Origin of the sequence: Nonomuraea sp. NPDC049400 (assembly GCF_044466425.1) — a bacterium.
Taxonomy (GTDB): Bacteria; Actinomycetota; Actinomycetes; order Streptosporangiales; family Streptosporangiaceae; genus Nonomuraea.
On record NZ_JBITMP010000080.1, the window covers coordinates 20,127 to 35,839 of the forward strand.

The window sequence follows — 15,713 nt, forward strand, 5'->3', positions numbered from 1 at the left end:
CCGTCTCTTCGGTGCGGTCACCGACGGCACACGGACGATGCCCATGTATCCGCATGATCAGGTACCTTCTGGTCTTGCCACTCGCCGCCAGCTTCGGGACCTTCAGATGCACCCCCGAGGTCAACCCGTGGCTCTCATCGCCTGGCCCTCGCAACGCACGACGACCGTCAAAGGTCTATCGCGCGGCATCCAGGTGGCTTACCTGTATCGCACCGCCGCAGCGGTGCCAGAGCCGCCTCCGCACGCGACACGGCTGCCCCAACTTTCGCCCCTGGCGAAGGCACGCCGGTGAAAGCGCCTCCCGCGACAGCTAGTAGTCGCGCCGGATAGGCGCCCAACCCGTCCGTCGATGTGTAACCGCCTGGGCGGGCCACCCCCTTGCCCATTCATTCGACCCGCTCTTTGGGTGGCACCGGTTGGAGCCACCTCCGGACAACATAGGAGCCCTGCATGAGCACCCCCGCCGCGCCCGCCGCCAGGCCGCCAATCACCCTGAACAACTTCGCCCTGGACGGCGAAGAGCAGGCAGTGCTGGGCGACGTGTTCGCCTCGGCCCTCTACGCCGCGGCCGACGACCACGACGACGACGCGTACGCCGACCGGTACCACCTCATGAATCGGTTCGCCCAGTTTGTCTCGGACCTCAACCCCTACCAAAGAAGACAATCGCCGTGAACATCTGCTCACCCGCGGGCGATGCAGGACGACACCTCCGTACGGCCATCGCCAATGGGGGAGTGGTGGCATCGGCGCGCGGAACCCCGGTGCGCTCGCGCCCATGCCGAGGTCATCGCCACCGCCTGTGCCACCCCGCCGCCCTCCCGGTTCTGACCGCGCACCGGTCGCACACGCCAAGACCACGACGAAAGGACCCCAGTCCTGTGAGCAGCTCACCCGACCCTTATGCCGCTGACCTGGCAGCACGCGCCCTCCGTGCAGCCCTGTCAGGACGAGACGACGAACTGGCGGCGACCGTGAACCAATTGCTAGACAACCCCGCTCACGTCCAAGACGCCGTCATGCTGTGGGTCAACACCCTTGGCGCTCAGTCAGGTGGCGAGCCCAGCCGACCAATGGTCCGCGAAACGTCCACCCTTGCCCGCTATTCCAGCGGTGCCCACCAAGCCGCAGCGTCCGCCACTCAGTGGGCGATAGAGATCATCAACGCCCAGACCAGCGTCGATCGGCAGCGTCTGGAGGAACTGCTCGCCTTCCTGCATCGCCACGAACCGGATGCGGCGCACGACCTGCTAGCCGCTTTGGTGAAGCTGCTGGCATGCAGCATGCGACAAGTCTGGTCAGCGTTCGCCGCGATTGACCGCGCTGGAGGCATTGCCGCGCGCTCGGTGGTCGTAGCAGCAGAACTGGCCGTAGCAGGCCTGCACCCAGTGAGCATCGTCCACGGCGACCCCGAGACCGAACAGGACGCCCAGGCCATCTATCGGACCTTGCCAGACCTCGCCCGCTCGTGCGGCAGCTTGTACTCCAGCGGTGGCGGCAACGATTACTCCGTCTTCGTCTTCACTGGGGACGACGCCGCCGCGGCGGCCGAGCGGTTCATCGCTGCTGCCCGCGAACACGCTCGTTCGTGGTGGCGGATCACCCCCACAGCCGGTCCGGTAGGGAGATGACCTGTTCGACCACCTCCCCAGACTTTCGATCGCCAGGAGTTTCCGTCACCGGATGCGCATCATCACACTCTTCCCGTTGCTCATGGTGCGCAGGCGCGCCGCTGGCGCCCAGCCGCCACCCTTCGAGCCCAGGCCCGAGCATGACCGGCCATAACGATCAACCGCCTGATGCGGGAATGATCGCACACCCCAGGGCGGGCAAACGCGCTGGTGAAGTCGACTGGGAACACGTCTCCAAGACGCCGCTGTTGCGACTGCATGGTGCGCTCATCCTGGGCATCGTTGACCCGATCCTCATGACCTCACGCATGAGCGAGGAGGAGGGGGCGTGGGTGAGAGCGCACGCCTGGACGCGAGGGATCCGCGCGGTGGACGACGTGTATCCGTACGGGTTCTGGCGCTGGTGCTCGTGCCAAAGTGGCACCTGCTGGAACTGCCTGTCGAAGCGATGCGACCTGTGCGTTCACCGTCAGGCCCCGTCGAAGGTCGATAGCGACGCGGGAGCGATCACCGACCGTAAGGGTTACGTCGTCGCCCTCATCATCCATCGACCTGAGCAGCGGCCTTGTCGGTGGGTCTGCAAGTGTCCTCACCATGGCGACGCTGCCCCGGTCGTGCAGCGCCGCCGTCGTGCGCTCGTGCCGATCATGCCCCGTCAGGATGCGCTTTTCGATGTGACGAACCAACGCCCTTCAAAGATGCCGCACTGATCACAAGCTGCCGAAACACGGGGCGGTGCGACGCTTCGTCGTTGTTGGACTAGGAAGTGACCGCAACTCTCGGCGCGGCATGCCAAGTCGTTGGTGCAGGCCATGCGACCCCTCCACGCGCCAGATTGAGGCCCCCTTTGTCCGGGTCGCGGCCAACGGAGCGAGAGGATAGGTGAAACCGGCTCAGTTACTGGTGCGTGTAACGAACAAACTGGCCGACGCCGGGGTCCAGTACACAGCGACTCAAGCGACCGGCCTCGCCAGTTGGTCGAGCTCTCCGACAAGAGCTCGGTCGCTGTGATGACAGGGCGGGGCGTCGGTCGCTTCGGTCGCTCAGAGGTTGACATGCCTGGTCGGCGCACGATCCGATGAGTGGCTGCCCAATTGCTGCGACCCCCCTGCCGAGGCAGGTGAGGACGAGCGACCGAAGTTCGTTTGGGTCGTTCCCCTCGAGTCGCTCCGTGGAGCCGCAGGTCAACCGCATAACAGGGCGTCCAGCAGCGACCCAAGCAACCCGATATGGCGCGTTGGCAATGCGAGTCCTCCGGCTGTTGGAGAACGTGCGCGCCCGCTCCTGGGCGCTCAAAGCCCGCGCCCTGGTCGGACCGGTCTTGCTCGCGGCCAACCTGTCCGGCGGCATCGCCAAGTTCTACCGCTGGTGCCTCGATGGCCAAGACGTACGCCGCGACGTGCGCGCCATCTTGCTCGAGCACGGCTTTGAGCAGATGGCCGACAACTACGACTCGGTGTGGCGGTTGCACCCCGACGGCATCGGATCGATGCTCTTCACGGCCTCGTTGATCGTCGACGCCTACGACAAACCCCGCGTCCGACACAGCGCCTCCGGTAGCGACTTCACCGCCGAGGACGTGCTGGACCAATCAACCCGCGCCTGCTCCTCAATCTGGACGAGGCCGGCAACCTCTGGTCGGGCTCACCTCACACATCTGGCGCGAGGACCCGCGATGAGCACCTTCTTTCCCCACCCCGCCGGCCACCCGCACCAGCGCACCACCACCGGCCGCCGCTGCGCTCGCACCGGCCGAGGCGCCGCCGGACGCGGGGGAGGAGCAGCCGCTGCGCTGGATCTGGGAGGCCCTGCCGCCAGCCGAGCGGCGTGCCGGGCTCATCAGGGGTCCCAGCCTGGGTCGAGTGAATCTGTGCCCGCCACGCCGAACCACCGCTGGACCTGTCGGAAAAGATTCCCAAATGCTGGTACATGCACCCCGGACCCTTGGACCGGCTCACCTCCCTGTACGCCGAATGGGCGCGCATCTACGCCGCCGACAGCGAACTGCCCCGCATCTCCTTCTACGACGCCCTCGACCGGCACGCCAACAACCTGGGGCTACCCCGGCGCCTGCCTCCACCGCAGCCACGACGAGTAACGCGGCGCCGAACCCACGTCGAGTTCGACACCTAGATCGTCACCAGCACCTGGGCCCAGGCCCCCGCCGACGCCGCACAAAGGAATCCCGCCATGACAGCACCACCCACCATCTTGCCTCCAGCCCAAAAACCCGGCCTTGTCATGGAACACGCCCACTTGCAGCAACTCCTCGACGACCGCGCCGCCACCCCCGTGGCCGCGGCCGGCTTTGACGACTTCTATGGTTCCCGCCACCCCATGGCACCGCCATCTCCGCTTCGTGATCGCGGCCGCCGTCATCCAGGACCGCCAGTCGCTCCCGCACACGATGCCGTCGGATTCTCGACCCCTTGAGTCGCTAGCTCGATCATGCCGCCGCTCAGTCGCTGTTGGGTCGCTGAGCTGAGTCGCTCAGCGTTTCTCCTGGTCAGATAAGGCTCCGCGAGGAGGTCAGCGACTGAAGCGACCCGGGTCTGCCATCTATGAGTCGTTGTACAAGCCGCCAAGTGTGCGTCATAGATGTCGAGTCTCAGTCGCTTCAGTCGCTGACCCGCCGCAATCGTGGCTCTGAGCAGCGACTAAGGCCCCCAGCGACCCAAGCGACGCAGGCGGCCCGATAAGGGGTCTGGGTGCACGTTCTCGGTCTCCTGTTGGTATCCCAGCCGCTGCTGCTTCGGGGGAGTATCCGTAGCTCCGGTCGCTTTGGTCGCTGGTGCGGGCTTTCTCGTCAAAGAGTCACAGCTGCCCCTCGCAGCCTGGCCAATCTCCTGCGCTGGCGCCAGCGGACGCCGTGTACAGCACGAGACGGCCTGTGCGGTGTGCCGCGTCTCCGCCACCGCCGTTTGTCCAGCTGGTGATCGTTGCGAGCAGGACACAAGGAATCCGGCCCGGACACTCCGAAGAGTCTTCACGCCGAGACGGAACTTGGCCACGTTTCGGTATCGACCCCGGCCGAAAAACGACAGTGCCGCCTGCAGCCAGCGGCGGCTGGGGCGTACCCAGAGCCGCTACCCAGTCGCTGTTGGGTCGCTGAGCTGAGTCGCTCAGCGTTTCTCCTGGTCAGATAAGGCTCCGCGAGGAGGTCAGCGACTGAAGCGACCCGGGTCTGCCATCTATGAGTCGTTGTACAAGCCGCCAAGTGTGCGTCATAGATGTCGAGTCTCAGTCGCTTCAGTCGCTGACCCGCCGCAATCGTGGCTCTGAGCAGCGACTAAGGCCCCCAGCGACCCAAGCGACCGGACAACCTCCAGCGACCGACACCGCGACTTTCGTGCACGCCTGTCGCGCTCAGTCGCCGGGACACGGCAGGCCGGGCAATTCCGGAACTCCGCCACGCACAGCAATCCATCGTCACCGCCCTCATCTCCGCTAGTCTGTGTGACCACGTTGGCGATGTCAGTCGCTTGGGTCGCTTTCCGCCGCAGGAGACGCCCTCAAGCAGGCATTCCGCGGCAGCGACCGAACGCACGGCACCAGCTGATGCACCTGGATGAGAAGGGATCCCGTGGAGTCTCCCCCTCCTGCGTCACTGGCCATCGCTCGGTGGTGCGCGGAGCAGGGCTGGCCGGTCCATCCACTGGCGCCAGGACGCAAGACCCCGGCCGGTAACTGCTCGGCCTGCCAAGCAGACAGCCACACTCCCGACAACTGCGCATGCCTGCCCGCCCGCTGGTGCCATGGCTTCCATGCCGCCACCCGCGATGAGCACCTCATCGAGGCTTGGTGGCGCAGTAACCCCGGCTTCGGCGTAGGGGTAGCGTGTGGGCCCGCCAACCTGCTGGTGATCGATATCGATACCCACCCTAAAGTCGTCCCCACTCGTGATCGCGTACTTCCCGGCATCCTCATCGATGAACGCATCGACCTGACCGGGCTGGCGCACGGCCACCACACCCTCGGGCTGCTCGCCGCACTGCGAAGCCAACCCAACCCCGCCGACGACACCGATACCCTTCGCGTACGCACTCCCTCCGGAGGCCTGCACGTCTGGTATCGCACGGACCCTGTGACCACCTGGCTGTGCTCTTCGGGATCCAGCCCCGCCCGTGCCCTCGCCTGGCAGATTGATATTCGCGCCACCGGCGGCTACATCGTCGCCCCCGGAACACGTACCAGCGCCGGCACTTACACCATCCTGGGGGAGTGCCGCCAGCCGGCGCCCCTCCCTGACTGGCTGGTGCAAGAACTCGCCCGTACTGGTCATCTTCGCTCGGACGCACCCCCAGCCTCCTCACCAAGCCACCCTCCAGCGCGAGCACTACAAGCGGTCATTGCCGCTGGCGGCGAACACAATGCACTGTCACGAACATTGGAAAAGCTGCTCGCCGAAGTGCTGGCGTGCGCTGCGGTGCCTGAAGGAGCAGGGTTCGCTGACAAGCTCAATCGAGCCGCCTACACCATCGGAGGCCTGGTGGCCGCCCAGTATCTCAGTGAGAGCGATGCACGGAACTTGCTCTATGAGGCTGCCGGGCGTGCCCGCCCCAACCAGGATCGCCGCTGTGCTGCCATCATCGGTAGCGCTCTAGCCGCAGGTAGCCGTCGGCCGCTGCACCTTCGGGGGCGCGCATGACTACTTCCGTGGGACCGAGCGACTTCGATCCCGTCGCAGTCGCGCAGCAGATGCTGGAGCTCGGCATTAGCTCTCAGCAGCCTCCGCCGCCTCGCCCGTCAGCCGAAGCGATCACCGCGCAAGGTCTCTTGCCGGACTCACTGACCGATCGAGGCAACGCCAAGCTCTTCGTCTCTATCTACGGCAAGGACTACCGCTACGTCCCCGGCCTCGGCTGGTATCGCTGGCAAGAACACCGCTGGGCCCTAGACGAAAGCGAATCCGTCATGTGGTCCGCGGGGGAGATGGCTGAAAAGCTCGCCACACGCGACCTGAGTGGACACCACAGCCAGTCGGACCTGTTGCGAAATCGCAAACGCGCCCTGTCGACCGCCGGGATGAACGCCATGCTGACCCAAGCCAAAGCCGCCCCCGGCATGGTCCTGAGCTTGGACCAGCTCGACGCCGATCCCTATGCCCTGTGTACTCCTGCCGGCATTGTCGACTTGAGAACCGGACTGCTGACGAAACCAGATCCCACCAAGCAGTTCCATTCACGTTCGACGACTGTGGCTCCTGAACGGATGCCCATCCCGCGTTGGGAACGCTTCCTCAGCGACACCTTCGGCGATGACCCCGAAGGACGGGAGACTGCAAGCTTCCTGCACCTGCTGCTCGGCTATTCCGTCACTGGAGACGTCGGCGCCCAAGTCATGCCCTTCCTGCTGGGCAGCGGCAAGAACGGCAAGTCCGTCCTGCTGGAGGTCATGCTGCAAATCCTCGGCGACTACGGCGACGCCGCGCCACCGGGATTCCTCATGGCCAAAGCTTTCGATGGGCACCCCGCTGACCTGGCCGAACTCCATGGTCGGCGACTCATCGTGTGTTCAGAGCTTAAACCCGGCGATCGATTCGATGAAGGACGCGTCAAACTGCTCACCGGCGGCGACACCATCAAGGCCCGCCGCATGCGCGAGAACTTCTTCAGCTTCAAACCGACCCATCACCTGTGGCTGCTAGGTAACCACAGGCCCGAAGTCACCAGCGGCGGCCCGGCCTTCTGGCGACGCCTGCGCTTGGTGCCGTTCGAACGCGTCGTAGCCGACGAAAACAAGATCGACAACCTCGCGCGTATCCTGGTCGACGAGGAAGGGCCCGGTATCTTGGCCTGGCTCGTCGACGGCGCGCGCCGCTACCTCGGCGGTGAGAACGACCTCACCGGCCCCCATCGCGTCCGCAACGCCACCGACGCCTACGAAGCGACCGAAGACGTGGTCGGACGATTCCTAGAGGAAGCCTGCAAGATCGACAGACTCGACAGCAGCCTTCGCGCCGAACAAGCTCAGCTGTACCAGGCCTATATTCGGTGGTGCAGCGCGGAAGGCGCCACACCAGTGTCAGCTAGGGCCTTCGCCGCTCGCGTGCGCGAAACCCTCGGCATGACGTCCCCCAAGGAGATGCTTCTGTCCAACTCTCGCAAGTACTATCCAGGTATTGGACTGCTCGCCGAGCACGAAGAGGAGTCGCAACGGTGAGCAAACCGATCGAATCTGCAGACCTCGTACATGAGGAAAATCTGGTGTGGCTGGAAGACATCGAGACCTTGGACTATGTGCGCCAGAGCCTCGAGCGTGTGCATCGACGCCGCGGGAAGCCCCCGTACCGCCGTCCTGGTCGGCTCGTGGGCTATGCCGAACTCCTCCCCGATGCAAAGGCATCACGGGCCTCAGGATCGTTTATCCGGCGCGTCTTCTGGTTGGCGCCTCACGACCGGGACCAGCAGCCTGACGGCTTTTACGCCGCCGCGGCTCCGTCAGAGGCGGTCGATCCGCGCACTGTGGCTCCCGGAGAGGTCGGCGACAAGACCGAGCGATCCCAAGGCGGTCCGCTCTCGCCGACCGGCAGTCACAGCTGAGGCATGTTTTCCACGGTCGGTCGCCGTATCCGCTGGGCCAAGCACCAGGCTCCGTGAAACGGGACAGGATGATCGAGACTGACCGATCATTCAACTTGACATAAGACTTCTTATCGAGCACTTAAGGAGAGGGGCAAGCACGCACACGCAGGTCGGATAACGCCCTTCCGTGGAGGTGTCGAAGCGATGTCAGTACTACAGCGACTCTGAGCTGTCATGCAGGATGAGTTGGCCATCCTGGTACAGCGATGCGCGTTCCGCCAGCTGTACCAGCAAGCGCTGCGGCGTTGTCCGTTTCGTACCGGCGATACGCCTTAGGTTGTCGGCCACGTGGGCCGGCAGCCGGATCGAAAATGCCTCTGGACCGCTCACGTCAATTCCTTTGCACCTCGAGATCAGTGAACATCACACATCTCAGCGTAGGGGTGCAGTCATCTTTATGGGTGCGACCTCGCGAAGAACAAGCCATGTCGGTACATATCACGCTATACCGGACAGAATTCGCATTCAGTCTGGTATGGGATGAGAAGTTCGCACTCGTCCTCAGCCGTATGCGTGCAGACCATCCACACTGGCGAGGCAGGACGACCCCCACATGCGCCACGCCCGGGCCGGACGCCGGCGCAACCGCAATACCCCGCGTGCTATCCCCTTGCCGAACGCACCCTCACACGATCACGCTGGCTTCGTTGGTGAACTGGGACATGCCTGCCTGACCGTGCCACATGACACCGTCACACCCCACGCCACGATTTGGCCGTGCCCTGTCCGCTGATCTTCAGCCCGCGACCAACCAGCCGAGGCAGCCTGTGGACCAATGTGAGACCCGGTCAACAAACTCCCCGGGAAGCGACGCCCGTCCCCGCACGCAGAGCACCGATGCTCCCGCGGCGACAGCCCTTCCCGACGATCTTCCGCCCCCGGGCGAATCCTGGCCACTCACGTCCGTGGTGAACACGCGCCAGGAAGGCCTCCAAGCTGCAGAAACGCTGCGCCAGCACAGCCTGGACCTGCGCAAACTGTCCGCCCACTATGTCCGGTACCTGGTGCGTGACTTCTTCGACGCCGGATGGAGCGCCGCCGACGTGTTGCATGCCATCGACCACCTGCCCGACGGCCGACCCTGGCCCTTCGCGGGCATGCCCCGGCATGTACCCGGCTGGACCCGTCACCGGCTGAAAGCCTGGCGCGCCGCTGACGGATCGGTGCTTCCTTCCAAGAGCCACCGAATCGAAGCCGACCGCCAACGGGTACGCGCCGAGCAGGAGGCAATGCGCGAGCAGTGGAGGGACATGCGCCGCCACAGCCTGGGCTGGAGCCCGGATCTGGAGCCGACTCTTCCCTCACAGCCTGTCAACGAAGTAGAGAAAACGACAGATCCCCCAGCCAGCTGATCCGCATCAAACGCCAGCCAGTCCCCGGACACGACCACAACTACGACCTCAATCCACGCCAGCTACCACACCCCTATCTGAACGAGCTGCTGGCGCAGGCCAAGCGCCCCGCAGCCCCTGTTTTCGGGAGCCCGACAGGGAGGAACTGACACGCGCCCGTTCGATGACCTTTCTGCGCTGGTACAGCCCTTCTACGCCGCTGGCTGGACCGCCCAGGACCTGCAGTTCGCGATCACCCACACGCCTGACGGTCAGCCCTGGAGCAGACACTTCAGCGCTTCGGACCCAGCCGAGCTGACGGCTTTTCTCCTGCGAGGCCGTTTGCGCGCCTGGTGCCTGGCCTCGGGCCAGCCGGGCGCACCACCCAACCAGCGCCGCTTCCCTGCTCCGCCCTCCGGCCCGCAGCACGACCCTGCAACTGAACATCGCCGCCAGCAGGCTGCGCAACTGCGCTCGAAACAGTGGCACGAAGCGGCCGAGAACGCCCGCGGCATGCTGGCGGCGGTATCTCCCCGGGCAGCCCGACGCATCCAAGAACTCGCCGGCGCGGCGGACGCCGCGCCGGCCGGTGTCGATCCCCAACGCTGGCAGCGCGCCGACGAGGCGGCTGCGCGGGTTCTCGCTGACGAGGAACGGCAACGCCGCGACCAGCGGCAGGTCGCGCCTCCTCCCATGCGCGGCGTCGCCGACGAGCAGCCCGACCCGCGCGAGGTCAATCTGGCCCGGGCACGCACTCGAGCTCGGCGCGAACGGCTTGAGCGTCAGGGGCGTGCTGGGCAACCCGGGCCAGACCCCTCCGCCCTGACCACGGTACGACAGGCACGCCGCGACGTGAACCCGCCAGAAGCCACCCGCCGTGTCCGCTGAGCAACGCCGGTGCCACCACCGGTCCTACGGCGAGATGGCGGTACCAGTGTGGAAAGACCTCCGCCGATGGCCGGCAGACAGGCGGCGACGCCAGTCAGCGTGAAGAGCCATCACCCAGGTCAGGGGACGAGCGTCCAGGAATTGCGCGCTGGCCTGGGGCAACGGCGCTGGTAACTGGGGCGCTCAGTCACACCAGTCCCAGATCGCGCATCGCCGCCCTCTTGACATGAACAAGTCAAGTCTGTCGGGACATACGCAAAGGCGCTATAACGGAAAGCATGACCTTTGCCCACGATGATGACTCCGGCTCGGCAGTATCAGTCTCTGGAGATCTGGCGGAGCACGTCGCGGCGCTCGACGCGGACGGGCCCGCAGCCGAGCCAGTGCCAGTCGTCACCGCTGGCGGCGCGCGAGCATACCTGATCTCCGAGGAGCTCCTGGAGATCCTGCGTCTCACCCTGCCCCAGTACCAGCTCCAGGTCGCCGCTGGCGAGGCCTTCGCGGTGCCCCTGGAGGATCTCGTCGCGCTGACCGAAGGCCAGACGCTCGAGCCAGACGACATCACTCCGCCGGAAGACTGGTTAGTTGCCGACGAGCGAGGCCAGGATGGCTGATCGGGAAGTCAATCCCTGGATTCATCGCGAAGATCGCACCTGGGGCGACGGACATGCCGACCAGGTCGTCGGTCCTGACCGATCCCAGCTCGACGTCGATGCCCAACAGTTCCGCTCCGGGCCCGTCATCAAGTCCGACCGCTCCCAGCGGCCCCCGCCGAAAGGGCAGCTGGGTGTTCGTCCACGCCGGGATCTCATCTGGGAACCCGGCAGCAAGGAGGACCTGGCCAAGCTGCAGCGCGACGGCGAGCTCCACTCAGGTGACTGGGCTCAGGCCGTGCTGCGCGTGCAAAGCCTGGTCTACGACCTGCCCGACTCCGAGGGCCAGCTCGCAGGCGATCCGGTCAAGCTGGGCAGCACGTGGCGTGAGGCCGACTTCGCACTGGTCAGCCTTGATGCGGCCGGGCAACAACGACGGCTGTTCGAAAACCAGCTGCGCTCGGTCATCAACCCACTGTCCAGAAACCTCCTCACGGTCACACCCCAGCTCGAAAAGGAGCTGGAGGCCCTGCCCGACACGGCCGCCACCAAGGCTCTGGACACCTTCAAAGAACTCGCGGTCCTGAAAGTCAAAGACTTCGAAGCCTGGCACACGCAAGGCAAGCACAACCGGCTCGTGACCACCGAGCCCTTGCTGGAACAGCTCTATCGCGCCGAACTGGACGACAAGCACCATCTGCTCTACACCTACACCAGCTCGCCTTGGTCAACCGCCACGAACAGCAACGACCGGGCGGTCAAAGCGAAGAAGGTGCCGGTGGGACGGCCCACTGTGCAGGTGCTGGCCGTCCTGCCCGCCAAGGCGTCGCGCAGTGACGCCACGCTCCTGGCCACCGAACGGGTGATGCCCCGCCCGGCCGGCCGCATCCTGTACCGCATCGTGCCGGCCAAGAATTCGCCGACCGGTCGTGACGCCGTGCAGATCCTCGCGGTGCAGCCTCAACCGCTCAGCGAGGATCTCATCCTCGAGCGGGTGACCGCGTTGCAAGAGCGCACGCTGGTTCATCAGCTGGCCACCGAAGCCGACAAGCCCCTGGCCTACTCCAAGCCGCTCAGGAGTAGTCCTGGCGCCGAGATCGTCGATGTCCACGGCCGCAACGACGCCGTCAGGCGAAACAACGGTCTGACCACCCGCGACCCGCAGCGTCCACGTGTCCGCAGCGCCGAGCGCACATCCCTGGAGGACTTCGAGCGCACCGTGGCCGCTGGGCTGCCGCAGGCTCGCAGGTATGAGCTGCGCTTCAACGCGGCGGCTCGAAGCGAGTTGGACGCGCTTGCGCCGGGACCGCTGAAGAGGACGATGGTCGGAGAGCTGACCAGCCTGGCCATGAGCGGTCCGCAAAGCGGCGACGTGCGCCGCGAACCGCCAGCCGGCACCCCTCCACCGAGCGAGGCCAGCCAGCGGGTGGCCGAGGAGTACGACTTGATGGGGCTGCGGCCCCGCTACGTTCGCACCGCGCCCGATCAACCTCCCACCCATCAGATCATCTATGCGGTCGTGCGCTCTCCCCTGGCACCCCGAGCCGCCGCGAGCGCCGTCACCGTGATCGCGCAGGACGGCGCGAAGATGCCGATCAACGGCGTCAACCGGGCTCCGGTGCCGGACGAACTGGTGCTGTACACCGAGAAGTACGGCACACACACGCCCGCCGACGGCGGGACCGACGTCGTGCTCGACGCCACAGGCAAGGTCGTCGGCGTACACGCCGGCGGCACGGCGATAGCCAAGGGCAACCGCGTGCTGCACGGCTCGGGCGTGTCCGCCCAGTGGCTGGCCACCCACGCCGTCCACGGCTCGACGCTGCAGATGAATCGTGTGAGCGCAGGGGTACACGCCCCGGTCCAGGACGAAGACCTGGTAGCCGTCTATGACGGCCAGGCCGCGGCACGCCTGAGATACCGGCCCAATCTCGTCGAAGAGCAGCGTCGGCAGGCACTGCAGCTGGCCCGGCAGGGCCTGAGTCAGATCCTGACCGCGCCGGTGCTCGCTCACTCGGCCTGGCCAGCCCGCCTGCGCATGGAAACGCTGGCGAGCGCCATCGCCTCGCTCAAGGGCGGCACCAGCGCGCTTGCGCGCGGGCTGGCGACGCAGGAACGCTACGAGCAGATGCGTCGCGCCAACGAGACCCCGGTTGCGTCGGCAACCTCCCGGCTGGCCGCCGACGAGTTGATTGAGGACTACCGCGACATTCTTCTCGTAGTCGGCATCCGGCCGTGGCCTGACCCCGAAACCCCGGCCGTGATCGCCGAGCGCATCCCGGGCCGAGCCAAGGCCGTGCGGGAGACGCTGACCGGCAACCGCGGCCTCACCGCAGTGGCCGGCCCACGCCGTCCTCCGCCGGACCCCCGCATCACGGCCAAGATCGCCGTCCTCGTGCCGGGTCCCGACGGGCCTGTCCGGCAGCAGGCGTGGCTGAGCGCGGAGCGCAACGACCCCGACATCATCGAGGTCACGGTGGAAGGTCGGCCGCGGCCGCTGAGCATCCCCCGCGACGCCTTGGAAGCCGGCACCCAGCGTGATGTCACCGTGCAAGGCGTGCGCATGGCACCCAAGGGCAACCAGCTGTGGCTCGGGCTCGATCTACGACCGGATGGACGCCCAACAGCCCGTTTCGCCATCGACACACGGGCGGTGCAGAAGTTTCTACAGCGCCTGCCCGACCCCGACCGGCACCGCGAGGGCGAAGCACAACGCGCCGAACGCATCCTTGAACGCGCGGAAACCAAGCTGCACCAACGCCAGCTCGCCAACCGCCAACTAAAGCTCGGCGAGGTCAGACAAGAGCTGTCCATTTACGTCTACTCCCCCAGCGGCGAGCCAGTGCAGCGCACAGCATGGCTGTTTCATGAGCGCCGAGCGCCGGACGTCGCCCGTTTGATCGTGCCGGAACAGCCCGGGTGGGACACTCCTTTGCAGGTTCCGCTCACGGCGCTGCGGGCGGGCCTGGCCGGTCAGGTGCGCGTGAACGGGTTCACTCAGGGTGGGCTGCGCATGCAGCCTGCCACGAGCGATTCGGCCCTGGCGTGGTCGGTGCACCTGCCCAGCGGTGAGAGCCTCTGGCTGAACGTGAACCGCAGCGATGTCACCCGCTTTCTCAGCCAGGCAGACTCGTCCCGCCAGGCGCGCGCTGACCTGGCGGCTGAGAGAGCCTCACGGCAGCAAGCCGCCGCCGGCCGTACCACGGCACCGCAGCCACTGATCCGTCAGCAACTCCAGGCGCAGGCAGTCACCGGCGATCTCCGCGAAACGGCGCGCGGGCAACTGCTGTGGCGCGGCGACCAACCGCACGTCACGTACTGGTACATGGAAGGCTGGAAGTTCGCACTGCCCGTCCCGCATGAGTACCTGATGAAGGGCACACGCCACGAGACGAGCGCGCCCGGCCAGGACCCGGTGGCCGAGATCGTCATGGCGCCCAGCCCCACCAATCCCGCCACCGCGCTGTGGACCGTGCGCCTGCGCGACGGACGACAGGCCGCCTACGAAATCCCCCAGGCTCTCGTGGCCGACCACATCAACGCGGTGCCGAGCCTGCCAACCCTTGCTGCTGACGCACCGCAACGCGCCGAAACGCCAGCCGCTTCCGCCACACAGTTGCAGGCTCGCAGCGCCGTTCCAGCCTCACCGCCTCCCATCAGCGCCAGCATCCATGCTGATTCCGGTTTTGCCTCCCCAGCATGGCCAACCGTCCATCTGCACCACTCTGCCCGCAACCCGGACGTGGTCGAGGTGACCGTGGACTGGCGAGAGGGCGGCAGCGACATCAACGTTCCCCGAGAAGCTCTGCGCGCGGCGCTGACAGAACCGGTCACTGTCGCCGGCCTCCACATGCTGCCCCCCATCGCAGGCAGCACCAAGCTGCGATGGAAAGTCCACGTCGACTGGGAGGACAACCTGTGGCTGTATCACGCATGGAAACAGGACGGAACCGAGCATGTGTGGGTGGAGCTCGAGAGCGGCCCCGTCGCTGAATTCCTCGAAAGGCTGCCATCGAAGTCCCCGGCCCCGCAGCAGGCGCCTACCCAGGTGCGGGAAGCAGTACAGATGCAGGCCTATGAACCTGGCGGCCGCAAGCCCCGGCGGGCAGAGCTGTCCTGGCGGGCCGATCAGCCACAGGTGACCTACTGGCGCACGGAGGGCTGGCCCGCCGCCGTCCCCGTCCGCCATGACGTCCTCCTGGGCGGGCTGGACCGGCCGACCAGGATGCCCGGACCTCCGGGAGGGCCGATCGCCGAAGTCGTCATGTCGCCCAGCGACAACCCAAAGATCATGCTGTGGGGCCTGCGGCTCACGAACGGCCGCCAACAGTGGTTCGAGGTTGATCACGCCGATCTGATCAACTACATCAACACCGTGCCCGCACTGCCGACCCGGCCCGTCCTGGCAGCGGCGCAGGCTGCCGACCGTGAATCTGCCCGGCAGCAGGCGGCTTCCACGCGCTCCAGCACCGCAGGCCAGATGAATCCCAGTCCCGCGCAGCCCGTCCGGCGCGCGCCCGCCGCCGCGCCGCGGCTCCAGCAACTGGCTCCAGCACCCGGCAGATCTCCTGGTTGACCTCGGGTGGCGGGGGGGCCCACGGGGGCCCCCCCCCCCCCGAAAAAAAAATTTGTGGGGAGGGGGGGTGTGGGGTGGGCGGGGGTCCGGGCTCCCCGCCCCCCCCCCCG

12 protein-coding genes are annotated in these 15,713 nt (G+C 66.4%); 10 read left to right on the forward strand and 2 right to left on the reverse strand.

What is annotated here, in order from left to right; translation table 11 throughout:
• Positions 1-450: 450 nt before the first annotated feature.
• The 7 genes from ACIBVN_RS56065 to ACIBVN_RS56095 all read left to right on the forward strand — a co-directional run bounded on the left by ACIBVN_RS56065 (position 451) and on the right by ACIBVN_RS56095 (position 8,173).
• Positions 451-675 (forward strand): hypothetical protein, encoded by a 225-nt coding sequence (locus ACIBVN_RS56065; RefSeq protein ID WP_397150340.1) that lies wholly within the window; start codon positions 451-453, stop codon positions 673-675.
• A gap of 206 nt (positions 676-881) precedes the next feature.
• Positions 882-1,631 (forward strand): hypothetical protein, encoded by a 750-nt coding sequence (locus ACIBVN_RS56070; RefSeq protein WP_397150342.1) that lies wholly within the window; start codon positions 882-884, stop codon positions 1,629-1,631.
• Between the two features lie 140 nt (positions 1,632-1,771).
• A complete protein-coding gene (locus ACIBVN_RS56075) occupies positions 1,772-2,341 on the forward strand; it encodes a DUF6248 family natural product biosynthesis protein (protein ID WP_397150344.1) in 570 nt (189 codons plus the stop codon).
• Between the two features lie 1,219 nt (positions 2,342-3,560).
• Complete coding sequence (locus ACIBVN_RS56080) at positions 3,561-3,764, forward strand: hypothetical protein (protein ID WP_397150346.1); 204 nt, start codon at positions 3,561-3,563, stop codon at positions 3,762-3,764.
• Between the two features lie 1,450 nt (positions 3,765-5,214).
• Positions 5,215-6,279 carry a bifunctional DNA primase/polymerase gene (locus ACIBVN_RS56085; RefSeq protein WP_397150348.1) on the forward strand — a complete coding sequence of 355 codons (1,065 nt, stop codon included), beginning with the start codon at positions 5,215-5,217 and terminating at the stop codon, positions 6,277-6,279.
• On the forward strand, positions 6,276-7,793 hold the full coding sequence (locus ACIBVN_RS56090; RefSeq protein WP_397150350.1) for a phage/plasmid primase, P4 family: 1,518 nt from the start codon (positions 6,276-6,278) through the stop codon (positions 7,791-7,793). Before ACIBVN_RS56085 ends, ACIBVN_RS56090 begins: the two co-directional genes overlap by 4 nt.
• On the forward strand, positions 7,790-8,173 hold the full coding sequence (locus tag ACIBVN_RS56095) for a DUF6009 family protein (protein WP_397150352.1): 384 nt from the start codon (positions 7,790-7,792) through the stop codon (positions 8,171-8,173). Before ACIBVN_RS56090 ends, ACIBVN_RS56095 begins: the two co-directional genes overlap by 4 nt.
• A gap of 195 nt (positions 8,174-8,368) precedes the next feature.
• On the opposite strand, the gene ACIBVN_RS56100 is transcribed toward ACIBVN_RS56095, so the two are convergent.
• Positions 8,369-8,545, reverse strand: a complete 177-nt coding sequence (locus ACIBVN_RS56100; protein ID WP_397150354.1) for a hypothetical protein — start codon at positions 8,543-8,545, stop codon at positions 8,369-8,371.
• A 575-nt stretch (positions 8,546-9,120) separates the two neighbouring features.
• On the opposite strand from ACIBVN_RS56100, the gene ACIBVN_RS56105 reads away from it, so the two are divergent.
• Entirely contained in the window at positions 9,121-9,567 is a 447-nt protein-coding gene (locus tag ACIBVN_RS56105) for a hypothetical protein (protein WP_397150356.1), read from the forward strand.
• 48 nt (positions 9,568-9,615) lie between these two features.
• Here ACIBVN_RS56105 and ACIBVN_RS56110 read toward each other — a convergent pair whose 3' ends face one another.
• The gene (locus ACIBVN_RS56110; protein ID WP_397150358.1) at positions 9,616-10,347 is read right to left on the reverse strand and encodes a hypothetical protein; all 732 of its coding nucleotides are present in this window, start codon (positions 10,345-10,347) and stop codon (positions 9,616-9,618) included.
• A 365-nt stretch (positions 10,348-10,712) separates the two neighbouring features.
• On the opposite strand from ACIBVN_RS56110, the gene ACIBVN_RS56115 reads away from it, so the two are divergent.
• Both ACIBVN_RS56115 and ACIBVN_RS56120 read left to right on the forward strand, forming a co-directional pair.
• Complete coding sequence (locus ACIBVN_RS56115; RefSeq protein WP_397150360.1) at positions 10,713-11,048, forward strand: hypothetical protein; 336 nt, start codon at positions 10,713-10,715, stop codon at positions 11,046-11,048.
• The gene (locus ACIBVN_RS56120; RefSeq protein ID WP_397150362.1) at positions 11,041-15,603 is read left to right on the forward strand and encodes a hypothetical protein; all 4,563 of its coding nucleotides are present in this window, start codon (positions 11,041-11,043) and stop codon (positions 15,601-15,603) included. Before ACIBVN_RS56115 ends, ACIBVN_RS56120 begins: the two co-directional genes overlap by 8 nt.
• Positions 15,604-15,713 lie beyond the last annotated feature (110 nt).

Bases quoted from the DNA above. Each gene is read 5' to 3' on its own strand.
- ACIBVN_RS56065 (WP_397150340.1), top strand. From the start codon at position 451: ATGAGCACCCCCGCCGCGCCCGCCGCCAGGCCGCCAATCACCCTGAAC.
- ACIBVN_RS56075 (WP_397150344.1), top strand. From the start codon at position 1,772: ATGACCGGCCATAACGATCAACCGCCTGATGCGGGAATGATCGCACAC.
- ACIBVN_RS56080 (WP_397150346.1), top strand. From the start codon at position 3,561: ATGCACCCCGGACCCTTGGACCGGCTCACCTCCCTGTACGCCGAATGG.
- ACIBVN_RS56090 (WP_397150350.1), top strand. From the start codon at position 6,276: ATGACTACTTCCGTGGGACCGAGCGACTTCGATCCCGTCGCAGTCGCG.
- ACIBVN_RS56115 (WP_397150360.1), top strand. From the start codon at position 10,713: ATGACCTTTGCCCACGATGATGACTCCGGCTCGGCAGTATCAGTCTCT.
- ACIBVN_RS56120 (WP_397150362.1), top strand. From the start codon at position 11,041: ATGGCTGATCGGGAAGTCAATCCCTGGATTCATCGCGAAGATCGCACC.